Origin of the sequence: Paraburkholderia sp. C35 (genome assembly GCF_003121405.1) — a bacterium.
In the GTDB taxonomy this organism is placed as follows: Bacteria; Pseudomonadota; Gammaproteobacteria; order Burkholderiales; family Burkholderiaceae; genus Paraburkholderia.
This window is the reverse complement of the sequence record NZ_QBUY01000134.1, coordinates 1-21,052: the sequence shown is the minus strand read 5'-3', so window position 1 is coordinate 21,052 and position 21,052 is coordinate 1. Positions and strand designations below refer to the sequence as shown.

17 protein-coding genes and 1 tRNA gene are annotated in these 21,052 nt (G+C 62.0%); 9 read left to right on the top strand and 9 right to left on the bottom strand.

The annotated features are described in order from the left end of the window. Window positions 1-660: 660 nt before the first annotated feature. Complete coding sequence (locus DK391_RS39805) at window positions 661-3,057, bottom strand: DNA polymerase II (protein WP_109483487.1); 2,397 nt, start codon at window positions 3,055-3,057, stop codon at window positions 661-663. Between the two features lie 233 nt (window positions 3,058-3,290). Between DK391_RS39805 and ahpC the strand changes: the two genes are divergently transcribed. Together ahpC and ahpF are read left to right on the top strand one after the other, a co-directional pair. Next, a complete protein-coding gene (gene ahpC, locus DK391_RS39800) occupies window positions 3,291-3,854 on the top strand; it encodes an alkyl hydroperoxide reductase subunit C (RefSeq protein ID WP_109483486.1) in 564 nt (187 codons plus the stop codon). Window positions 3,855-4,046: 192 nt separating this feature from the next. Beyond that, on the top strand, window positions 4,047-5,639 hold the full coding sequence (gene ahpF, locus DK391_RS39795; protein ID WP_109483485.1) for an alkyl hydroperoxide reductase subunit F: 1,593 nt from the start codon (window positions 4,047-4,049) through the stop codon (window positions 5,637-5,639). A 93-nt stretch (window positions 5,640-5,732) separates the two neighbouring features. On the opposite strand, the gene DK391_RS39790 is transcribed toward ahpF, so the two are convergent. The 3 genes from DK391_RS39790 to DK391_RS39780 form a co-directional block, all read right to left on the bottom strand. Then, a complete protein-coding gene (locus DK391_RS39790; protein ID WP_109483484.1) occupies window positions 5,733-6,080 on the bottom strand; it encodes a hypothetical protein in 348 nt (115 codons plus the stop codon). A 32-nt stretch (window positions 6,081-6,112) separates the two neighbouring features. Next, complete coding sequence (locus DK391_RS39785; protein ID WP_343225468.1) at window positions 6,113-6,610, bottom strand: septal ring lytic transglycosylase RlpA family protein; 498 nt, start codon at window positions 6,608-6,610, stop codon at window positions 6,113-6,115. A 193-nt stretch (window positions 6,611-6,803) separates the two neighbouring features. Further along, entirely contained in the window at window positions 6,804-7,304 is a 501-nt protein-coding gene (locus tag DK391_RS39780) for an OmpA family protein (RefSeq protein WP_109483482.1), read from the bottom strand. A 253-nt stretch (window positions 7,305-7,557) separates the two neighbouring features. On the opposite strand from DK391_RS39780, the gene DK391_RS39770 reads away from it, so the two are divergent. From DK391_RS39770 to cyoD, 5 genes are all read left to right on the top strand, one after another. After that, window positions 7,558-7,956 carry a DUF3597 domain-containing protein gene (locus DK391_RS39770; RefSeq protein WP_109483480.1) on the top strand — a complete coding sequence of 133 codons (399 nt, stop codon included), beginning with the start codon at window positions 7,558-7,560 and terminating at the stop codon, window positions 7,954-7,956. Between the two features lie 324 nt (window positions 7,957-8,280). Next, window positions 8,281-9,180: a ubiquinol oxidase subunit II gene (gene cyoA, locus DK391_RS39765; protein ID WP_109483479.1), complete on the top strand. Its 900-nt coding sequence runs from the start codon at window positions 8,281-8,283 to the stop codon at window positions 9,178-9,180. 3 nt (window positions 9,181-9,183) lie between these two features. After that, window positions 9,184-11,196 (top strand): cytochrome o ubiquinol oxidase subunit I, encoded by a 2,013-nt coding sequence (cyoB, locus tag DK391_RS39760; RefSeq protein ID WP_109483478.1) that lies wholly within the window; start codon window positions 9,184-9,186, stop codon window positions 11,194-11,196. Then, window positions 11,196-11,810, top strand: coding sequence for a cytochrome o ubiquinol oxidase subunit III (gene cyoC, locus DK391_RS39755; RefSeq protein ID WP_162601043.1), 615 nt, complete (start codon window positions 11,196-11,198; stop codon window positions 11,808-11,810). The genes cyoB and cyoC overlap by 1 nt, the downstream gene beginning before the upstream one ends. After that, the gene (gene cyoD, locus DK391_RS39750) at window positions 11,811-12,149 is read left to right on the top strand and encodes a cytochrome o ubiquinol oxidase subunit IV (RefSeq protein WP_109483477.1); all 339 of its coding nucleotides are present in this window, start codon (window positions 11,811-11,813) and stop codon (window positions 12,147-12,149) included. Between the two features lie 111 nt (window positions 12,150-12,260). On the opposite strand, the gene DK391_RS39745 is transcribed toward cyoD, so the two are convergent. Then, window positions 12,261-12,337: transfer RNA gene (locus DK391_RS39745), tRNA-Val, on the bottom strand. A gap of 191 nt (window positions 12,338-12,528) precedes the next feature. Here DK391_RS39745 and DK391_RS39740 point away from each other — a divergent pair. Next, window positions 12,529-13,890: a TAXI family TRAP transporter solute-binding subunit gene (locus DK391_RS39740; RefSeq protein WP_109483476.1), complete on the top strand. Its 1,362-nt coding sequence runs from the start codon at window positions 12,529-12,531 to the stop codon at window positions 13,888-13,890. Between the two features lie 482 nt (window positions 13,891-14,372). Then, window positions 14,373-15,704 carry a sorbosone dehydrogenase family protein gene (locus DK391_RS39735; protein WP_109483475.1) on the top strand — a complete coding sequence of 444 codons (1,332 nt, stop codon included), beginning with the start codon at window positions 14,373-14,375 and terminating at the stop codon, window positions 15,702-15,704. A gap of 16 nt (window positions 15,705-15,720) precedes the next feature. Here the strand turns inward: DK391_RS39735 and DK391_RS39730 are convergent, their stop codons facing one another. From DK391_RS39730 to DK391_RS39715, 4 genes are all read right to left on the bottom strand, one after another. Next, window positions 15,721-16,029 carry a DUF4148 domain-containing protein gene (locus DK391_RS39730; RefSeq protein ID WP_109483474.1) on the bottom strand — a complete coding sequence of 103 codons (309 nt, stop codon included), beginning with the start codon at window positions 16,027-16,029 and terminating at the stop codon, window positions 15,721-15,723. Window positions 16,030-16,188: 159 nt separating this feature from the next. Then, the gene (locus tag DK391_RS39725) at window positions 16,189-17,301 is read right to left on the bottom strand and encodes a carotenoid 1,2-hydratase (protein WP_109483473.1); all 1,113 of its coding nucleotides are present in this window, start codon (window positions 17,299-17,301) and stop codon (window positions 16,189-16,191) included. Beyond that, window positions 17,301-19,904 (bottom strand): FtsX-like permease family protein, encoded by a 2,604-nt coding sequence (locus DK391_RS39720; protein WP_109483472.1) that lies wholly within the window; start codon window positions 19,902-19,904, stop codon window positions 17,301-17,303. Before DK391_RS39720 ends, DK391_RS39725 begins: the two co-directional genes overlap by 1 nt. Continuing rightward, window positions 19,897-20,640 carry an ABC transporter ATP-binding protein gene (locus DK391_RS39715; protein WP_109483471.1) on the bottom strand — a complete coding sequence of 248 codons (744 nt, stop codon included), beginning with the start codon at window positions 20,638-20,640 and terminating at the stop codon, window positions 19,897-19,899. Before DK391_RS39715 ends, DK391_RS39720 begins: the two co-directional genes overlap by 8 nt. Window positions 20,641-21,052 lie beyond the last annotated feature (412 nt).

Here is a 21,052-nt window from a genome sequence, read left to right as displayed (position 1 = left end):
TGCCCCTGTGCGGGGCGGCACCTACTTTTCTTTGCAGCGGCAAAGAAAAGTAGGCAAAAGAACGCCGCTAACACCACTCACTCCGGTACTTGCCTGCGGGTCCCCCACTGTTCTTATCCTTCACACGACAACCTCTCAGTCACCGCCCGCTGCCAACGCTCTTAAAGAGCGCATCACCCGCTTCACGCCCCCGCGTCCAGCACATCTTGTTGGTTAGTCCACGGCCGCCCAGGTGGCAAACGGTGTGTCGGCTGTCGCGCCTTATGCGCTTCACTCCGGACTGAAAAGCAAAGGCGGTGTGTCTTGTAGGATCGCCGACGCAGAATGCGCGACAACCTACACACCGTTTGCCACCTGGGCTGGATATGCGAGTCGCTGCCGCTCGGGGTGCTACGGGTGATTGGAGTGGGGTAGGCGCTTATTCGAAGCGACGGCAACGAGCATGAAGAAGGGAGATGCCGTGTGAGGGATAGGACCGGTTGGGGGCCCGCAGGCAAGAACTAGCATTGGCGGTGTTAGCCCGCTTTCTTTTGCCTACTTTTCTTTGCGGCGGCAAAGAAAAGTAGGTGCCGCCCCGCACAGGGGCAACGCCTGAAGCACCACTAACAAATCGCGGATGCCACCACAAACCCACCAGCAAACGATCACAAAACAAACACCTTAAAACAACAACCCCTGCCCCGAAGCCAAAGTCGAAAAATCATCCTTCAGCAAAGGCAAAATCGCATCAGCGACAGGCTGAAGTTGCCTCGCCAGATAATGCTCGTAATCGATCTCCGACTGTAACGCCTCGCGCGTTTCCAGCGGCTCTGGCCCGTTGCCAGTCATCACATAGCTAATCCACCCGCCATTCTGATACTGCAAAGGCCGCCCACGCCGGCGATTGAATTCATCGGCGGTACGCGCCGCCCGCACATGTGGCGGCACATTGCGCTCGTAGTCGGACAAAGGTCTGCGCAACCGCTTGCGATACACCAGCAAATCATCGAACTCACCCGCCAGCGTGCGCCGCACATACTCCCGCACATACTCGCGATAAGGCTGCTGCTTGAAGATCCGCAGATACAGTTCCTGCTGAAACCGCTGTGCGAGCGGCGTCCAGTCGGTGCGCACCGTTTCGAGGCCTTTATAGACGACCTCTTCGCTGCCGTCCGATAGAACCGTCAAGCCCGCGTAACGTTTCTTGCTACCTTCTTCCGCGCCGCGCACCGTCGGCATGAAAAAACGCTTGTAATGCCGCTCGAACTGCAATTCCAGCGCGCTCTCGAGACCAAAGCGCTCGCGCAAATGCTCTCGCCACCGCGCGTTGATGCCGTCCACCAGTTCGCGCCCGATGCGCGCCGCGTCCGCTTCGTCATGCGCGTGCCGCAGCCACACGAAAGTCGAATCGGTGTCGCCGTAAATCACCGCGTAGCCGCTCGCCTCGATCAGTTCGCGCGTGCGATGCATGATCTCGTGCCCGCGCATCGTGATCGACGACGCGAGACGTGGATCGAAAAAGCGGCAACCCGTCGATCCCAGTACGCCGTAAAACGCGTTCATGATGATCTTCAGGGCCTGCGACAGCGGCTTGTTGTGTTCGCGCTTCGCCGCCTCGCGTCCCTCCCACACCTGCGCGACGATCGACGGCAAGCAGTGCAGTGCACGCGAAAAGCGTGCGCCGAGAAAGCCGGGCACCGAGTGTGCGTCGTCGGGATGACGCACGCCATCCACCAGCCCGACAGGATCGATCAGAAACGTACGGATGATCGACGGATACAGACTCTTGTAGTCCAGCACCAGCACCGAGTCGTACAGACCGGGCTTCGAATCCATCACGAAGCCGCCTGGACTCGCCGCGCCCGCGACATCGCCGAGATTCGGCGCGACGTAACCGAGCCGGTGCATGCGCGGCATGTACAGATGCGTGAACGCCGCCACCGAGCCGCCGCTGCGGTCGGCGGGCAGTCCCGTCACTGTCGCGCGTTCGAGCAGAAAGCGCAGCAGGTCGGTCTTATCGAAGATGCGCGTGACGAGCTCGCAATCCTTCAGGTTGTAGCGCGCGAGCGCGGGCTTGTCCTCGTCGAAACGGCGCTGGATCTCGTCCATCCGTTGATACGGATTGTCGATCGACTTGCCTTCGCCGAGCACCGACTGCGCGACGTATTCGAGGCTGAACGACGGGAAACTCCACGTGGCCGAGCGCAACGCCTCGATGCCGTCGATGATCAGACGTCCCGCCGCGCCCGCAAAGAAATGGTTCTGCTTGAGGCCGTGCTCGCGCCACTCCATGACGGCGCCGCCGCGCCCGATGCGCAGCGGCACGCCATGCTTTTGCGCCGTCTCATGCAACACCTTCAGGTCGAACTGCACGAGATTCCAGCCGATGATCGCGTCGGGATCGTGCGTCTCCAGCCACGTGACCAGCCGCTCGATCAGTTGCGCACGGCTGTCGCAGTATTCGAGCGCGAAGTCGAGGTCCAGGGCGTCGCCGTTCGGCGGCCCAAGCATGTACACCTGACGCTGCCCGCAGCCTTCCAGCGCGAGCGAATACAGATCGGCGTGCGCGCTGGTTTCGATATCGAGCGAAACCAGCTTCAGCTTCGGCCGGTAGCCGCTCGCCGGCTTCATGTCGGCATTGAGCAGCGGACCGTCGCCAGCCGGATTCGCCTCACCGCCAAATAGCACGGGCGCGGTGATAAAACGCTCCATCATGTAGCGATCAGGCGGGAACACGTCGGCTTCGTACACGTCGACGCCGCCTTGTTTCAAACGTTTCTCGAGGCCAGTCAACTGCCGGTATTGGGGCGAGTACAGGCCCATCACCCGCCGATGATGAAAATCGCACAGTTCGAGCTCGCGCAGTTCCACGCCGCGCGATTGCGCACTTTTTTCCCGGCGCAGCACGTCTTCGGCCCGTTCGCGTTGATCGGCAGGGATGAACGCGACGTTCGGCTGAGGGCGCAAACGGATATGGCGCGGACCGTCGCCGGTCGCGAGCCAGAACTCGACCTCGGTGCCGGAGGGCGAATCTCGCCAGTGTCGGGTGAGAAGAAACCCCTGTTGAAGCTCACTCAAACGGAAAACCCCTGCTGAAAAACGCTTGCCAGAAAATTTTTTGATGCAATTCTACCGGTGCGGCGAAACGTCCGCGCGCGGCGCTTTCCCTTACCAGGTAAGGCTTTGGTGGGTGTGATAGAAAATCTTAATGATGAAAATCACAACAATCAAATTTCTTAAATTCTGCAAGTTCTTCATACTTCACCCCATTGCAGTACCCAAACCCAACTCAACCGAAGAGGACGCATCAGATGCCGATCATCAACAGCCAGGTCAAACCGTTCAAGGCCACCGCGTATCACAACGGCGATTACGTGACCGTCACCGACGAAAGCCTGAAGGGCAAGTGGTCCGTCGTCGTGTTCTACCCGGCCGACTTCACGTTCGTGTGCCCGACGGAATTGGGCGATCTGGCCGACCGTTACGAAGAATTCAAGAAAATCGGCGTTGAAATCTACAGCGTGTCGACGGATACGCACTTCACGCACAAGGCATGGCACGACACGTCGGACACGATCGAAAAGATCAAGTACCCGATGATCGCTGACCCGACGCTGGCTATCTCGCGCAATTTCGACGTTCTGATCGAAGAAGAAGGTCTGGCACTGCGCGGCACGTTCGTGATCAACCCGGAAGGCGAGATCAAGCTGTGCGAAATCCACGACAACGGCATCGGCCGTGACGCTGGCGAACTGCTGCGCAAGGTGCAGGCTGCGCAATACATCGCGGCTCACCCGGGTGAAGTTTGCCCCGCCAAGTGGACGCCGGGCGCAGAAACGCTGACGCCGTCGCTCGACCTGATCGGCAAGATCTAAGTTTTACCGGCTCGCTAGAAGCCACACGCTATCCGCAGTACCTCTCTGTCTCGACGGCGCCGCCTCGCGCGGCGCCGTGTGAGGCAGTCCGCAAGGTCACGAGCCTTGCGAATTGCCTTACCGCGCGGCGTTCCGCGAACGCATCGGCGCAAACCGAATCTCACGCTTTCCTCTCGCCACGGAACCAAAAAAATGCTCGACGCGAACCTGAAGACCCAACTCAAAGCCTACCTCGAGAAAGTCAGTCGTCCTATCGAGATCGTCGCTTCCGTCGACGACAGCGCGAAGTCGCAAGAAATGCTCGCGCTGCTGAACGATATCGCCACGCTGTCGGAGCGCGTGAGCGTGATCGAACGTCGCGGCGACGACGAGCGCAAGCCGTCGTTTTCGATCGGCGAACCGGGCAAGGCAGCCGGCATCCGCTTCGCGGGCATTCCGATGGGTCATGAGTTCACGTCGCTGGTGCTGGCGCTGCTGCAAACGGGCGGCCACCCGATCAAGCTCGACGACGCCGTGATCCAGCAGATCCGCGAACTCGACGGCGACTACGCGTTCGAAACGTATTTCTCGCTGTCGTGCCAGAACTGCCCGGAAGTCGTGCAGGCGCTCAACATCATGGCGCTGATCAACCCGCGCATCCGTCACGTGGCGATCGACGGCGCGCTGTTCCAGAACGAAGTCGAATCGCGCCAGATCATGGCCGTGCCGACCATGTTCCTGAACGGCGAAGTGTTCGGCCAGGGCCGCAGCGGCGTGAAGGAAATCCTCGCGAAGCTCGACAGCAACGCCGGCGCACGCGCTGCAAAGGAACTGGAGAACAAGCCGGTGTTCGACGTGCTGATCGTCGGTGGCGGGCCTGCTGGCGCGGCGGCTGCGATTTATGCGGCGCGCAAGGGCATTGCAACGGGCGTGGTCGCGGAACGCTTCGGCGGCCAGGTGCTCGATACGCTCGCCATCGAGAATTTCGTCTCGGTGCAGGAAACGGAAGGGCCGAAGTTCGCCACGGCGCTCGAACAGCATGTGAAGAGCTATGAAGTCGACGTGATGGACGTGCAGCGCGCCGAAGCGCTGATTCCCGGCAAGATCAACGAAGTGCGCCTGGCAAGCGGCGCCGTGCTGAAGGCGAAGACGATCGTGCTGGCCACGGGCGCGCGCTGGCGCGAAATCAACGTGCCGGGCGAGCGCGAATACCGTAACCACGGCGTGGCGTACTGCCCGCACTGCGATGGTCCGCTGTTCAAGGGCAAGCGCGTGGCCGTGGTGGGTGGCGGCAACTCGGGCGTCGAAGCTGCGATCGATCTGGCCGGTCTCGTAAGCCAGGTCACGCTGATCGAATTCGGCGCTACGCTGCGCGCCGATGAAGTGCTGCAACGCAAGTTGCGCAGCCTCGCCAACGTGACGGTCATCACGCAGGCACAAACCACGGCAATCACCGGCGACGGCAAGAAGGTCAACGGCATCACGTACACGGACCGTGCAACGAACGAATCGAAGCACATCGAACTCGAAGGCGTATTCGTGCAGATCGGTCTTGTGCCGAACACCGAATGGCTGAAGGGCACGCTCGAACTGTCGAAGCACGGCGAGATCGTCGTCGACGCGAAGGGCGCGACGTCGGTGCCGGGCGTGTTCGCCGCCGGCGACGTGACGACGGTGCCGTTCAAGCAGATCGTGATCGCCGTGGGCGAGGGCGCGAAGGCATCGTTGGCCGCCTTCGATCATCTGATCCGCTCGAGCGTGGAAGACGCCGAAGACGTGCAGGCTGCGGAACTGGCCGCGGTCTGATCGACGGGTTGTGTTGGGTGTTGGGAATGCAAACGGGCTAGCTGATGCTAGCCCGTTTTGCTTTTGCCTGACCTGGCACTGACAGTGCGGCGGCTATTTGACGGAAGCTGCACTTCTTCTGGCTGAGTCTGCGTCGGCCGCGTTGGTATCTCGGCCAATTTGTGACGGATCGACGCCGCCGAGCATCAACTGTTCGGCCGTCCAGCGGTAGTACACATTGTGGCTGCGCGGCGCTTTCGCCTTGCGGCGCGTCTTGTGTGAAGACTGAGAAGCCTTGGCGTGCGGCTTGGCTTGCTTCAGCGACTGCGCCGTGGGCTTGTCTGCCGCGCGGTTCGCAACGGATGCCTTGACGTTGTCTCGTGCCGCAAAAGCATTCGACGCGCAGCACATGATCATGCTTGCCGCCACTGCGCTGCGCCGTGCAGCGCGAATCCGCTGCATCGCGCTCGCATCGGACCTTGCCGAATGACGGATCAAGATTCCGACCCGACGGAGACTGTTTGTGTGTCCGTCTTCTTCTCGACCCGTTCGATCTGAACATTCATCGACGGCGCGCGGGTCAAGCCGAGTTCGCTGGCGGCAGCGTAAGAGAGATCGATAATGCGACCCTTGACGAAAGGGCCGCGGTCATTGATTCGAACCACTACTGATCTCGACGTGGCCAGCGAGGTCACGCGCACGTACGTGCCGAACGGCAGCGTACGATGCGCAGCCGTCAGCGCCTTGCTGTCGAAACGTTCGCCACTGGCCGTGCGGCGCCCCTGGAACTTATGCGCGTACCAGGAAGCGTGCCCCGTTTGCGGTGCGCCAGCCACGGGCTGAAATGCAACCACTTCCGATGGCACCACGACGTCGTCGTCCTGCTGCATCACCTTGCCGGTGGCGACGGTAGAGAGTGGTATCGACGAGACGGACCCAACGGCAGTCGATGCCTGATGCTCAGCGGGAATCTGAGCGCAGCCGGTGAACAATCCGACTATTCCTAATAATCCAAGAGCACGTAACGTCGACACGATAGACCACAAAAATGCAAGAGAAGCAGGGTCTAACGGTCTCAATATTTTCGCGTTGACGACGCGCAGCGATCGCAATCGACTCTTGACTATTCTTTGCGTCATCGCAAAAAAACAGGCGTCGAAACGCCTGTTTCGATGCGAGATACGATCACTTGCCCATCACGGCTTCAAGCGATTCGCCCTTCACGACGATCTCGGTGCGGCGATTGTGCGCGCGGCCATCGGGCGTGTCGTTGTCGGCGACGGGGCGATCGAACGCATAGCCCACCAGCGTCATGCGCGAGGCGCTGACGCCACGCCGCGCCAGTTCGTCTTCGACTGCCCTGGCGCGTGCTTCGGATAGCTGCTGGTTGTACTCGTGCGTGCCGATGTTATCCGTGTGACCTTCGATGATCATCGGTTTGTGCGTGCGGCCCAGCACGATGACCACGCGGGAAATCGCCGCGTCGGCATCGGGGCGCAGGTTCGACTCGTTGAAGTTGAACAGCACCTTTTCTGGCAGACGCACCTGTACGCCGTCCTTCGCCTGCGTCACTTCGATGCCTGCCTGCTGGTTCAGCGCTTCCTCTTTGCTGCGGTCGAGGCCGCTGCACGCGGCGAGCATGGAAAGAGGAAGGACGCAGGCTGCAAGGGTCAACAGTTTTTTCATGATTGCGATGTCGTGGTGGAAGAAGTGGGAAAGGAGCAATGTCCTCGGCCAAGATTCTTTACCGGACGACCTCGATGTTTATTCAGCGATGCGAATTTTTGCGAAATTTGACAGGTTGATGTCGTATGGATGCAGCGGAGTGCAAACAACCGTGAAACTTGCAGCCAAGCGCACGCAAGGGTCGCTGATTCGGATCAAATGACGTCGGGCGCAAGCCGTGTCTCTTTACCACTTCACAGGAAGGATCCGCATCATGAGCATCTTTGGAACCATCGTCAGCAAGATTTTTGGCAAGGCCAAGCCAGCCGAAGCGTTGCCGGCCGAACCCGTTGCGCCCGCACCCGTCGACGCATCGGCGAGTGCGCCCGTTGCACCTGTTTCGACGGTGCTGGCGGACGTCGACGTCGCAGCGGTGATGGATCAGCTGGCCGCAGCGAACGCGCAAAAGCTCGACTGGCGTCATTCGATCGTCGATCTGATGAAGCTGCTCGACGTCGACAGCAGCCTCGACCATCGCAAGCAACTGGCGGGCGAATTGAAGTATGGCGGCGACATGAACGATTCGGCGTCGATGAACATCTGGCTGCACAAGCAGTTGATGACGGCGCTGGCAGCCAACGGCGGCAAGCTGCCCGCCGATCTCGCGGGCTGAAGCGTCGGCGAGCAGGTGCCACTGGCGTGAACGCCTGGCCGCCCGCATTCGCTCACGGAGCGGGCGGCTCATCCATAGACTCACCACGCAATACCGCTGTACTAGCGGACAAGCCCACATAACAAAAAGCAAAACGGCTTGACCTTCATCGAAGGTGTGACATCCCGTCGCACATCTATCACCACCCGCCGTGCAATGTCCTTGACGCGGATCAGGACTTCAAACACTGCCCGTCCATAGAATCGCCTGGCACATGGGGCCTTGTGCGCTTTGCCTCGCAAACCCCACACGTGTTCAGCGTGGTTCAACGATTAATGGGCAAACATGTTAGCCAGAAAAATCTCAAGAGCTTGCCTCTTGCCGGTCAGCATTGGACTGACCGCGTTACTCACGGGATGTCAACTTGAAGTGCTGGACCCGAAGGGCAGTGTCGGTGTCGCCGAGAAGTCGCTGATCGCGACGGCGACGTGGACGATGCTGATTGTGGTCGTGCCCGTCATTCTGTTGACGTTGTTTTTTGCGTGGCGCTATCGGGCGTCGAACAAAAGCGCGACCTACGCGCCGAAATGGGCGCATTCCACCGCAATCGAAGTGGTGGTGTGGACGATCCCCGCGCTGATCATCCTGTTCCTCGGCGTTCTGACGTGGCGAACCACGCACGAGCTCGATCCGTACAAGCCGCTCGAATCGAACGTGAAGCCGATCGATGTCGAAGTGGTCGCGCTCGACTGGCAGTGGCTGTTCATCTATCCGGATCTCGGCATTGCTTCCGTGAACCAGTTGGCGATGCCTGTCGGCACGCCCGTCAATTTCCATATCACGTCGGACTCGGTGATGAACTCGTTCTTCATCCCGCAACTCGGCACGCAGGTCTACGCGATGGCGGGCATGCAGACGCGCGTGCATCTGATCGCCGATGAAGCGGGCGACTACGCGGGCGTGTCGGCGAATTTCAGCGGCAAGGGCTTTTCGGACATGAAGTTCCGCACGCTCGCCGTGAACGCCGCCGATTTCAATGCGTGGGTGCAGAAGGTCAAGGCGTCGCCGGACCGTCTGGACATGGACGGCTACTACACGGTCGCGAAGCCGAGCGAGAAGGAACCGGTGCGCTATTTCTCGTCGGTGGATCCGAAGCTGTTCCGCAACGTGATCGCGAAATACAACAGCGGCCATGTCGTCGATTTCAACGACGCCAACTGCAGCCCGCGCGCTTCGAAGGAGTAACCCATGTTCGGCAAACTGACTCTGGAGGCGATCCCGTTCGATCAGCCGATCATCATGGGCGCGGGCGCCCTGATGGCGCTGATCGTGCTGGCTGTCGCCGTGTTTTTGACGCGCACGCACAAGTGGCGCTGGCTGTGGACGGAGTGGCTCACGTCCGTCGATCACAAGCGCATTGGCGTGATGTATATCGTCGTGGCTGTGCTGATGCTGCTGCGCGGTTTCGCCGATGCCGTGATGATGCGCCTGCAACTCGCAGTGGCGAGCGGCGGCGCGGAAGGTTATCTGCCGCCGCATCACTATGACCAGATCTTCACGGCGCACGGCGTCATCATGATCTTCTTCATGGCGATGGCGCTGATGGTGGGGCTGTTCAACATCGTGGTGCCGTTGCAGATCGGCGCACGCGATGTCGCGTTCCCGTTTCTCAACAACCTGTCGTTCTGGATGACGGCGATCAGCGCGATCCTGATGAACATTTCGCTGGTGATCGGCGAGTTCGCGCAGGTGGGCTGGCTCGCGTATCCGCCGCTGTCGGAATTGCAGTTCAGTCCAGGCGTCGGCGTCGATTACTACATCTGGGCGCTCGAGTTGTCCGGCGTCGGCACGCTGATCACGGCGATCAACTTCTTCGTCACGATCATCAAGATGCGCGCGCCCGGCATGACGTTGATGAAGATGCCCGTGTTCACATGGACGGCGCTGTGCTCGAACGTGCTGATCATGGCGACGTTCCCAATCCTGACGGTGGCGCTCGCGCTGCTCGGCTTCGACCGCTACGCGGACATGCACTTCTTCACCAATGAAGCGGGCGGCAACGCGATGCTGTATCTGAACCTGATCTGGGCCTGGGGACACCCGGAGGTCTACATCCTCGTTCTGCCCGCGTTCGGCATCTATTCGGAAGTGATCTCGACCTTTGCGAAGAAGCCGCTGTTCGGCTACAAGACGATGGTCTACGCCACGTGCGCGATCATGATTCTGGCGTTCCTCGTGTGGGCGCATCACTTCTTCACGATGGGTTCGGGTGCGGATGTCAACGCATTCTTCGGCATCGCGACGATGATCATCGCCCTTCCGACGGGCGTGAAGATCTTCAACTGGCTGTTCACGATCTATCGCGGCCGCCTCGAATTCACGGCGCCCGTGCTGTGGACGCTCGGATTCATGATCACGTTCACGATCGGCGGCATGACGGGCGTGATGATGGCGATTCCGGGTGCGGACTTCGTGCTGCACAACTCGCTGTTCCTGATTGCGCACTTTCACAACGCGATTATCGGCGGCGTGGTGTTCGGGTATCTGGCGGGCTTCAGCTACTGGTTCCCGAAAGTGTTCGGTTTCAAGCTCAACGACAAGCTCGGCAAGAGTGCGTTCTGGTGCTGGTTTGTGGGCTTCTATGTGGCGTTCATGCCGCTCTACGTGCTCGGCTTCATGGGCGCGACGCGTCGGCTGAATCACTACGACAACCCGGCATGGCAGCCGTACATGATCGTCGCGGCGTGCGGCGTCGCACTGATTGCGGTGGGCGTGGTGTTCCAGGTCGTGCAGGTGGTGGTCAGCATCATCAATCGCAACAAGCCGGCGTACCGCGACGTGACGGGCGATCCGTGGGGTGGGCGCACGCTCGAATGGTCGATCTCGTCGCCGCCGCCTGCCTATAACTTCGCGACCATTCCTGTCGTCGAGGAACTGGATGCGTTCGCGCACATGAAAGACACCGGCAAGGGCCTGGGCGTGCAGGCGTCGTATCAGGACATTCACATGCCGTCGAATACGGCAGCGGGCTTCTTCATCGGCGTATTCAGTCTTGCGTTTGGTTTCGCTGCCGTGTGGCACATCTGGTGGCTCGCGATCGTTTCGCTGCTGGCGATTGCCGTGACGGTGATCGGCCGCAGCTTTGGCCGCGATGACGGCTACTTCATCCCGTCCGACGTCGTGCGGACCATCGAAAACAAAGGCCGTACGCCGCTCGCGCAACCTGCGCAAGTGTCGCCGGCGCTGGCGGAGGTCGAGTGATGCTGCAGAAAGTCCATGCCGCAACGCTAAATGGTGGCGATGACCACGGTCATCATGGCGAATCGCATTCGGTGTTCGGTTTCTGGCTGTACCTGATGACCGACTGCGTGCTGTTCGCCTCGCTGTTCGCGACCTTCGCCGTGATGGCGCATCAGTTCAATGCAGGGCCGACGGGCAAGGATCTGTTCGACATTCCCGGCGTTGCTGTCGAAACGGCTGCGCTGCTGTTGAGCAGCATTACCTATGGCTTCGCGATGGTCGCGGCGCGCGGGCGGAACACGCGCGCCGTGCTCGGCTGGCTGGCCGTGACGTTCGTGCTCGGCGTCGTGTTTCTGAAGCTCGAACTCAACGAGTTCTCGCATCTGATCGCGGAAGGTGCGGGTCCGTCACGCAGCGCGTTCCTGTCGTCGTTCTTCGTGCTGGTCGGTACGCACGGTTTGCACGTCGCGATGGGTCTGATCTGGATGGCCGTGCTCGCGGTTCAGGTGGCGCGCGCGCCGCAGCTGACGCAGCGCGAAATCACGCGGCTGACGTGCCTGAGCCTTTTCTGGCACTTCCTCGATGTCGTGTGGATTTGCGTGTTCACCTTTGTCTATCTCGGGAGCGTGTTCTAAATGGCTCACTCTGAATCTCATGCGCTTCACGGCGAAGCGGGGCACGGCGGTATCGGCGGATATGTGATCGGCTTCGTGCTCGCTGTTGCTCTGACGGCTGCCGCGTTTGGCGGGGCGATGCAGGGCTGGTTCGGTGCGTCGACGCCGTGGGTGCTCGCCGCGCTCGCGGTGGTGCAGATCGTCGTGCATCTGGTGTTTTTTCTGCACATGAGCGTGTCGACGTCAGGGGCGCGCTGGAACGCCCTGGCGCTCGCCTATACGGCGCTGGCCGCGATGTTCCTCGTGTTCGGCACGGTGTGGGTCATGCATAACGTCAGCATGAACATGATGTCGCGGTAACGTTGCAGGTATTGCGCTGGCATCGATGGATGCCAGCGATCAAAAACGGAAAGCAAAAGAAAAAAGCGGCAAGCACAGTGTGCTTGCCGCTTTTTTTTACTGCATATTCGTTGGTAGGCTCGATTGGACTCGAACCAACGACCCCCACCATGTCAAGGTGGTGCTCTAACCAGCTGAGCTACGAGCCTAGCGAAGAGCGCGAATTATAGAGACACACTTTCGATCGCGCAAGTACCCGGCGCAATTTTGTTGTCGATGGCGTGAGCGGCCGTCCGTACCCGTCGAAAAGCGGGACGCCGGCGCCATACACGTGGTGCTCCACAGACTGCCGGGAGACGGATACGATTGTCGATGATGCATCTCGGAGGCGAGCCGGGTCATGAAAAACAGTCGTCAGCAATCTCCACGCGTGGTCCGCGATCACACCCATGCGGTGTGGCGCGATCTGGCCGTGTCTTTCCTGCCGTTCGTCGTGCTGTTCGCGGTGCTGGTCTGGCTCGTGATCTGGCTGGTCGATCCCGCGCCGCCGCGCACGATCACCATCAGCGCCGGGCCGCACGACAGCTCGTTCATGTTGTACGCGGAAGAATATCGAAAGATTCTCGGGCGCAATGGCGTCAAGCTCAAGGTGCTGGAGTCGGACGGCTCCGTTCAGAATCTCAACCGGCTGCTCGACCCGACGCAGAAAGTGGATGTCGCGCTGGTGCAGGGCGGGGTGTCGGCTGGCCGGGATACTTCGTCGCTGATGTCGCTCGGCACGGTGTCCTATGTGCCGCTGATCGTCGTGTATCGCGGCAAGGGGGTGACGCAGCTGTCGGATCTCGAGGGCAAGCGGGTCGCGATTGGCCGCGAGGGCAGTGGTACACGGATGCTCTCGCTCGAACTGCTCGCGGCCAACCGCATCGTGCCGGGTGGCGATACGACGCTGCTGCCGCTCGACGGCCTGGAAGCCGCCAAGGCACTCGTCACGGGACAGATCGACGCGGCGCTGCTGAGCGGCGATTCGACCACGCGCGCGATGATCCTGCGGCTGCTGACCATTCCGGGGGTCTCGGTGATGAACTTCAACGAGGCGGATGCCTATACGCGCATTTTTCCCTACCTCGACGTGATCGATCTGCCCGTCGGTCTGCTTGACCTGAGACGCCGTATTCCGCCTGAGCCGCTGCATCTGATCAGCCCGACCGTTGAGATGGTGGCGCGCCCGGATCTGCATCCCGCCATTTCCGACCTGCTGATCGAAGCCGCGCAAGAAGTGAACGGCCCGGCGGGGCTGCTGCAGAAGGCTGGACAGTTTCCCAATGCCGTCGTGCGCGAGTACCGGATCAGCGAGGACGCGACGCGCTACTACAAGTCAGGCAAGAGCTTTTTGTACCGGACGCTGCCGTTCTGGCTCGCGACGGTGGTCGACCGCATGCTGGTGTTGCTGCTGCCGCTTGCGGTGCTGCTGATTCCCGCGTTGCGGCTGATTCCGGCCTTGTTCACCTGGCGGGTGCGCTCGCGGATCTACCGGTACTACGGCGCGCTGATCGCGATCGAGCGCGAGGCGATGCGCAATTCGTCCGAGGAGGAACGCGCGAAGTTGCTGGCTGAGCTGGACCGGATCGAGACGTCGCTGAATACGCTGCGGATGCCGCTCGCTTATGCCGATGGTTTTTATGTACTGCGTGAGCATGTGCGGTTCGTGCGCGAGCGACTGGAGGGTGTGCGCGAGCGGGTGCATGCGCAAACGCAATCTTAGTGAGACGTGGCGTGCTGTCTGATGATGTTCAGGGAAAAAGTCGTGTCGCGTCAGGGAGATGCGGTGCGAGTCCGGAGGTTGTCCACAGGGTTGTCAACGAAAACTGTGGATAACGTTGGGGCGGTGGTTTGTCTGCGAGTGGGTGCAGTGGTTGCAATCTGAATCGCATCAATGGGTTGCGCGAGTCTTGCGCAGGATACTCACAGGCTTGTCACCAGAAAGTGTGGATAACATGGCTGCATGTCCACGCTCGCAAGCAGGCGCAAGACCAACACGCATTGAATGCATCGACCACAATCTGAATCGCGTCAATGACTTGGGCAGGTCTTGCTCAGGTTACACACAGCCTTGTCACCAGAATGTGTGGACAAGTCGTTCCGCGCCGTCATCCGTAAAACACCCGCACCAACAACACACGATCATCAGGCAAGCCACTTGCTGCAGTACGCTTCAACCGTGCTGCCGCTAAAGGCCCGATCGCCATGCGTACCCATCCATTACTGATAGCGATGCTCGTCATCGGCCCGCTCGCCGCCTGCGCCGCGCCATCCACGGCGCCGGAAGAAGCCAGCTTCGGCCCGTCGCCGACTCTACCCGCACCCGACAAGTCACTAATACCAACCGTCCACGTCGCCCCCGTCGAAGCGCGCGCCGCCGGCACCCATCCCGCCGCGCCACCCGGCTTCACCGTCACGCCGTTTGCGGCAAACCTCCAGCATCCTCGCTGGCTCTACACGCTGCCCAATGGCGACGTGCTGGTCGCCGAAACCAACACACCGCAACCGCACGACGAAGGGCGGGGCATCGTCGGCTGGATCACGAAGCAGTTTCAGAAGCGCGCGGGCGCAGGCGTGCCGAGTCCGGACCGCATCGTGCTGCTGCGCGACGGCAACGGCGACGGCATCGCCGAAACGCAAAGCGTGTTTATCGACAATCTGCATTCGCCGTTCGGCATGGCGTTGATTGGCAATCAACTGTATATCGCCGACACCGACGCCCTACTGCGCTTCGACTACGTCACAGGCGAGACACGCATCACATCCCAAGCCTTGAAGGTCGCCGACTTGCCCGCAGGTCCGATCAATCATCACTGGACCAAAAACATCATCGCGAGCCGTGATGGCAAGAAGCTCTACATCACAGTCGGTTCGAATAGCAATGCAGGAGAAAACGGCATCGACGCCGAGGCGGACCGCGCACGCATCATCGAATTCGACATCGCAAGCGGCGCCATGCGGCCATTTGCAACGGGACTGCGCAATCCGAACGGCATGGCCTGGCAACCGCAAACAGGCGCCCTATGGACAGCAGTAAACGAACGGGATGAACTCGGCAACAATCTCGTTCCCGACTACATGACGTCCGTGAAAGATGGCGCGTTTTACGGCTTTCCGTTCAGCTACTACGGACAACATATCGATACGCGCGTGAAGCCGCAGAACTCTGACATGGTGGCGCGCGCCATCGCGCCGGACTATGCGCTCGGCAATCACACGGCATCGCTCGGATTGACGTTCTACGATGGCAAGCTCTTCCCCAACCACTATCGCGACGGCGCGTTCATCGGGCAACACGGCTCATGGAACCGCAAACCGTACGCAGGCTACAAGGTGATTTTCGTGCCGTTCAAGGATGGCAAGCCATCGGGCGGACCGGAAGATTTTCTGACGGGATTCCTGACGCCGAACGGGCACGCGCTCGGGCGGCCCGTCGGCGTCACGCTGGATGCGCGCGGCGCGCTGCTGGTCGCCGACGACGTCGGCAACGCGGTGTGGCGAATCGCGCCCGCCACGGGAACCGCGGGCGCGAAATAGCGACTCGTGAAGTCGCTTACGGACGGTTGTACATCGCGTTCCAGTCGGCAGCCGACACGCCGGGGCGGCCCGACTGCGATGCATTGGCAACGCCGCCATAGCTGTTTGCCGAGCCGTTTTCCACGTTCACGCGTGCCTGTGCAGCTTGCAGTTCATCGGGGTAGTGCGCTTCCGAGCCTGCGCCCGGACGATAACCCGCCTTTTCCAGCTGAACCAGTTCCGCACGGACCTGAGCGCGGGTGATGGGCTGGTTCGATTGAGCAAACGACACAGCGGGGATGGCGAGAACAGCAGCGATAGCAACAGCCTTGATCAGCGACTTCATGATGTACCTCCAACTTTGCTTTGACGTTGCGAACAGCCCTGTTCGCAATCGGTATGGAGGCAGTGTAGGTATGTAGGCGCTTAAGATTAAGGGGTGCCGGTGGAAGTGACTTTTCCAAAAAACACCAGGGTTTCCCCTAACCCTTGTCCAGACTGGGCTTCAGCGCCGTTCGAGCTGCAATTTCTTGTCATATCCGGTCAGTTCGAGGTAGCCATGTCCTGCTGGCCGGCCGTCCCGGGCGATGGCGACGGCGCCTTCCCAATAGAGCGCGCCCGTCGATTCGCGCGAATCCAGTTCCTGATCGTCGAACAGCGGGGTGAGTTGCCAACGGATGTCGCCCGTGCGCACGACGGTCGCCACCGGGTATTGCGTGTTCGTGCGCGGCGAGCGCCATGCGCGGGTCGGCGTGAACTCGACGTCGCCGGCTCCGTATTGCGTTATGCGGCCGTCGGCTGTGCGTAGCGCGGCGTGCGTCCAGACGGCGTGGCCGTCGGCAGCGCGCACCTTGAAGGCCATCAGCGCGGCGCCGTCCGTCAGGTTCGCACCGAGCCAGTCCCAGCCGACGGCATCGGCGGCGAGCAGCGTGCTCGACCATTCGTGATCGAGCCATGCGCTGCCCGTGACGGGCGTCGACGTGGCGACGCGGCTCGCGCCATCGGCGGCGGGGCGCGTCACGCTGCCGGTCACGCGCAATTGCGGCTCGCTGTAGTAGTAGCTCGCTTGCGCGGGCAGCGGACCTTTGCGTGAGTAGCCATTCTCACCCTGGAGCAGCGGCGCCTGAGTCGGCGTGAACGTGAGATGCAGCGCGAAGCCGGCCGCATCGGCGGTGACGTCGTAATGACCGTCCGGCGCGCGCACCATGCGCCACGACTCGAGCCGCACATCGGTATTGTCGGGCTGTGCATACGCAAGCCCGAAGCCTTGCCGTGCGATTTTCTGATCGTGCGCGAGCCGTCCAAGCGCGGGGTCGCTGAGCGCGGCATGCGCGATGATCAGCTGCGTCGGCGCGAACGCGCTGGGATCGCTCGACGGATGGCCGGTCGCGGAACGGAAGAACGTGATCTGGAAACCGAGTGGCTGATGATCGGGCGTTTCAAGCCAGCCCGTCGCGTACCACCATTCGGTGCGAAACGCGGGATGCGCGCCCATGTCGCGCGGCAGTTCAATCGGCTTGCCCGGCAACACCTGCGCGAACGACGGTTCCACCGCGAGCGCAAGCGACGCACGAAGCAGGCACGCGGCTGCGAGCAACAGCAAACGGATGGTCCGCATCACCAGTCCTCCCTGACGGCGCGCACGGCATCGATGGAGACGGCGCGGCGGCCCGCCGTGATGGCGGTCGTGCACGACGACGCGAGCATCACGAGCGCCAGCACGGACAACAGTTCCCACGGCACATGCAGCGACATGCTCCAGTGAAACGACTGCGGATTGACCACGTACACGAGAATCAGACTGATCGCGAAGCCGAGCACGCAACCCATCGCGATACCGAGCGCGGTGAGCAGGCCGCCTTCCGCCGCAAGCAGTGCGAGGATCTGTCCGCGCGTCACGCCGACGTGGCGCAGCATGCCGAACTCGCGCGAGCGCGACAGTGTCTGCGCAGAAAAGGTGGCCGCGACGCCGAACAGTCCGATCACGATGGCGACGGCTTCGAGCAGATACGTGACGGCAAAGCTGCGATCGAAGATCGTCAATGTGCGCGCGCGGATGTCGCCTGGCTGCGAGAAGTCGAGCGCGCTGGCAAACGGCAGCGCACGCAACGCGGCGATGGCCTGCGCGGCGCTCACGCCGCGTTCGAGTGTGAGGGCGACATCGGTTGCGTTGGTATCGCCTGTGAGGCGCCGGTAGTCGGCGAGGCGGATTTGCAGCGCGCCTGTCTGCCGCACGTAATCGCGCCATATGCCTGCCACAACGAACGTCGTGCTATGCCCGCCTTTCGCATCTTGCTCACCAATCGGCAGCATCAACCGTTGACCGACGCGATAGCCATACAGATCGACCATCGCTTCCGATGCCCACACGGGCACTTCATTCGCGCGCCATGCCGATGGCGGCAAGATATCCCCCGTGATCTGCAGGTTCGCGCCGGGGTCGGCCGCATCGACCTCGCGTGCCAGCAGCGCGACGGAGGGCCGCGACGGATCGAGCGTCAGTTGCGAGGTACGCGCAAACGCTGCGTGACGTATGCCGTTCGTGGCGGCGAGCATCGCCTGTTGCTGTGGGTTCAGGCCGCCCGTGTCGCCGTTCGGCGCGACGCGCACATAAATATCGGCGGACAGCAGATGCGCGAGCCAGTCTTCCACCGACACGCGGAAGCTCGCCACCATGATCGCCATCGCGACGATCAGCGTGAAGCTCGACAGCACGCCGCCCATCGCAATCGACGCCTGGCCTGGCGCATTCGCGAGGCGCGCCAGCGCCAGCGCAACGACGGGCGTTCCCGGTCGTGCCGCGCGCGAATTGCGCTGGTCGAGCGCACGGCTCAGTGCGCGAAACAGCAGCGACGTGACGCGCGGCATCAGCGCAATGCCGCCGATCAGCAGCAGCGCGACGGCGAGATAGCCGGCGATAGGCACATCGAAGACGGGCGGCGCCTGCGTCAACGCAACGCCGAGCGCGAGGCAGCCGAGCGCGGGCCACGGCGTCGACAGCTTGCCGAGCGCGGCTTCCTCGCCGCCTGCCTTCAGCGCGGGCGCGGGATGCGCGCGTGCTGCTTCGAGCGCAGGCACGAGACTGCCGAGCAGCGACACGCCGATGCCGAGCACAACGAAAATCGCGGTGGCAAGCGGCTCGAATCCGACTGGCGGCTGCACGCCGGGGAAATAGCCGCCGCCCAGCGCGCTGCCGAAAAAGCGCAGCACGACATAAGCGAGCGCGAAGCCGAGCGCGATACCCGCGCACGAGCCGAGCGTGCCGAGCAACGCGCCTTCGAGCAGGATCTGCCGCAGCAGTTGCGCACGCGTGAAGCCGAGCACGCGCAGCATGGCGAACTGCGCGCGTCGGCGCACGACGCCGAGCGCCTGGGTGGAGAACACGAGAAACGCGCCCGTGAACAGCGCCACGAGCGCGAGCACGTTCATGTTGATCCGGTAGGCGCGCGAGAGCCGGTCGGTGCGACTCTCGACATCGCGTGTCTCGCCTACGGCGAAGCGGCTGCCGAGCTGCTCCTGCAGCGCCCGCCTGAAGCGCTCGCGATCGACGCCGCGATCGAGCTGCAGATCGACGCGCGACAGCTTGCCGACGCGTCCGAAGCGCCATTGTGCGGCGGCGATATCCATCACCGCGATGCGTTGACCGGGCCGCGCGCGCACGATGCTGCCCGCCACGCGCAGATGCACGTCGACTGTGCCGCTGCGCAGCGTGATGGTGTCGCCCGTACGCACGCCAAGCCATTGCTGTGCGGCGGGCGAGAGGAAGATGGCATCGGCGGCGAGGGCATCGAGCGGACTGTCGCCGTGGGTCGCGCCCGTCAGATCCGGTGCGATGCGGGCCGCGCGGAACACGTCGATGCCGAGCACTTTCAGCGGCGCATTGCGCTCCGGCACGGTCGCGTCGAGTTCGAGCACGGGGCTGGCGAGCGCGACACCGGGTTGGGTCGCGAGCAACGGATACGCGCTTTCGTCGAAAGTGGGCTGAGCACCGCGCACCTGCAGGTCTGCCTGGCCCGAGAGCCTGCGTGCTGCTGCCGAGAACTCGTTGAAGGCGGCGCTGTTGATCAGCTGCACGGCGTAGCCGAGCGCGACGCCTAGCGCGATCGTAGCGATCGCGATGAGCGCGCGGCCTTTGTGGCTGTGCCATTCGGCGGCGAGGAGCCAACGGGTGAGCGTGCGCACGCCGTGGTGGGCGCGGGTGGCGATGGTTGCGTCACTCATGGTTCTGACGCAAAGCGGGTGCCGATGTAGCGTGCAGCGGGTGCAGTTTGCCGTTGCTCAGGACGAGCACACGATCGGCGACAGCGGCGGCGGCTTCCGAATGGGTGACCATCATCGTGGCTGCGCCGTTCGCTTTGGTTTCTTCGCGCAGCAGCGCGAGCACTTCATGCGCGGTGTCGGGATCGAGATTGCCCGTGGGTTCATCGGCGAGGATGAGCTTGGGCTGATGCACCAGTGCGCGGGCGATGGCGACGCGTTGCAGTTCACCGCCCGACAGCTGGCGGGGCAGATCGTTGCCGCGGTCCTTGAGGCCGACGGCGGCGAGCATGTGGTGGGCGCGCGTGGGTGTTTGTCCATTGAGCAGCAGCGGCAGCGCGACGTTTTGCGCGAGCGTCAGATGCGGCAGCACATGGAAGGCCTGGAAGACGAAGCCGAGCTTTTCTCGACGCAGGCGGGTGGAGGTGTCGTCGTCGAGGTTGGCTATCTGCGTGCCGTCGATCAGCACGTCGCCGCTGTCGGCGTGGTCCAGGCCTGCTATCAGGTTCAGTAACGTGGATTTGCCGACGCCTGAGTCGCCCATGATGGCAATGAATTCTCCTGCTTTCAGGGTGAAGTCCAGGCGGTCGAGTACCACTCGGGTCGAGGAGTAGGCCTTGCTCAGGGAGCGGCATTCTAGTGCCGCAGGGGTTTTGGTTGCGGTTTTTGCTGGGGCTTGTGGGGTGCTTTCTTGCTTCATGTGTTGGTCTCTTGCTTTTGGCTTTTTTGCTGGCTGGCATCCGCTGTTTGGTAGTGGTCTGCTAGCGTTGCCCCTGTGCGGGGCGGCACCTACTTTTCTTTGCAGCGGCAAAGAAAAGTAGGCAAAAGAAAGCCGCTAACACCGAGCCGCTTGACACTTGCCTGCGGGCCCCCAGCCGGTCCTATCCTTCACACGGCATCACTCGCCTTGATGCCCGCTGCCAGCGCTCTTGAAGCGCGCATCACCCACTTCAAACTCCCGCGTCACAGCACACCTTACCAGTGAGTTTCAGGCCGCCCAGGTGGCAAACGGTGTGTCGGCTGTCGCGGCGTATGCGCTTCACTCCGGACTGAAAAGCAAAGGCGGTGTGTCTTGTAGGATCGCCGACGCGTAATGCGCGACAACCTACACA

Coding starts and splice junctions, on each gene's coding strand:
- ahpC (WP_109483486.1), top strand. CDS start 3,291: ATGCCGATCATCAACAGCCAGGTCAAACCGTTCAAGGCCACCGCGTAT.
- ahpF (WP_109483485.1), top strand. CDS start 4,047: ATGCTCGACGCGAACCTGAAGACCCAACTCAAAGCCTACCTCGAGAAA.
- DK391_RS39790 (WP_109483484.1), bottom strand. CDS start 6,080: ATGCAGCGGATTCGCGCTGCACGGCGCAGCGCAGTGGCGGCAAGCATG.
- DK391_RS39780 (WP_109483482.1), bottom strand. CDS start 7,304: ATGAAAAAACTGTTGACCCTTGCAGCCTGCGTCCTTCCTCTTTCCATG.
- DK391_RS39770 (WP_109483480.1), top strand. CDS start 7,558: ATGAGCATCTTTGGAACCATCGTCAGCAAGATTTTTGGCAAGGCCAAG.
- cyoA (WP_109483479.1), top strand. CDS start 8,281: ATGTTAGCCAGAAAAATCTCAAGAGCTTGCCTCTTGCCGGTCAGCATT.
- cyoB (WP_109483478.1), top strand. CDS start 9,184: ATGTTCGGCAAACTGACTCTGGAGGCGATCCCGTTCGATCAGCCGATC.
- cyoC (WP_162601043.1), top strand. CDS start 11,196: ATGCTGCAGAAAGTCCATGCCGCAACGCTAAATGGTGGCGATGACCAC.
- cyoD (WP_109483477.1), top strand. CDS start 11,811: ATGGCTCACTCTGAATCTCATGCGCTTCACGGCGAAGCGGGGCACGGC.
- DK391_RS39740 (WP_109483476.1), top strand. CDS start 12,529: ATGAAAAACAGTCGTCAGCAATCTCCACGCGTGGTCCGCGATCACACC.
- DK391_RS39735 (WP_109483475.1), top strand. CDS start 14,373: ATGCGTACCCATCCATTACTGATAGCGATGCTCGTCATCGGCCCGCTC.
- DK391_RS39730 (WP_109483474.1), bottom strand. CDS start 16,029: ATGAAGTCGCTGATCAAGGCTGTTGCTATCGCTGCTGTTCTCGCCATC.
- DK391_RS39725 (WP_109483473.1), bottom strand. CDS start 17,301: ATGCGGACCATCCGTTTGCTGTTGCTCGCAGCCGCGTGCCTGCTTCGT.
- DK391_RS39720 (WP_109483472.1), bottom strand. CDS start 19,904: ATGAGTGACGCAACCATCGCCACCCGCGCCCACCACGGCGTGCGCACG.
- DK391_RS39715 (WP_109483471.1), bottom strand. CDS start 20,640: ATGAAGCAAGAAAGCACCCCACAAGCCCCAGCAAAAACCGCAACCAAA.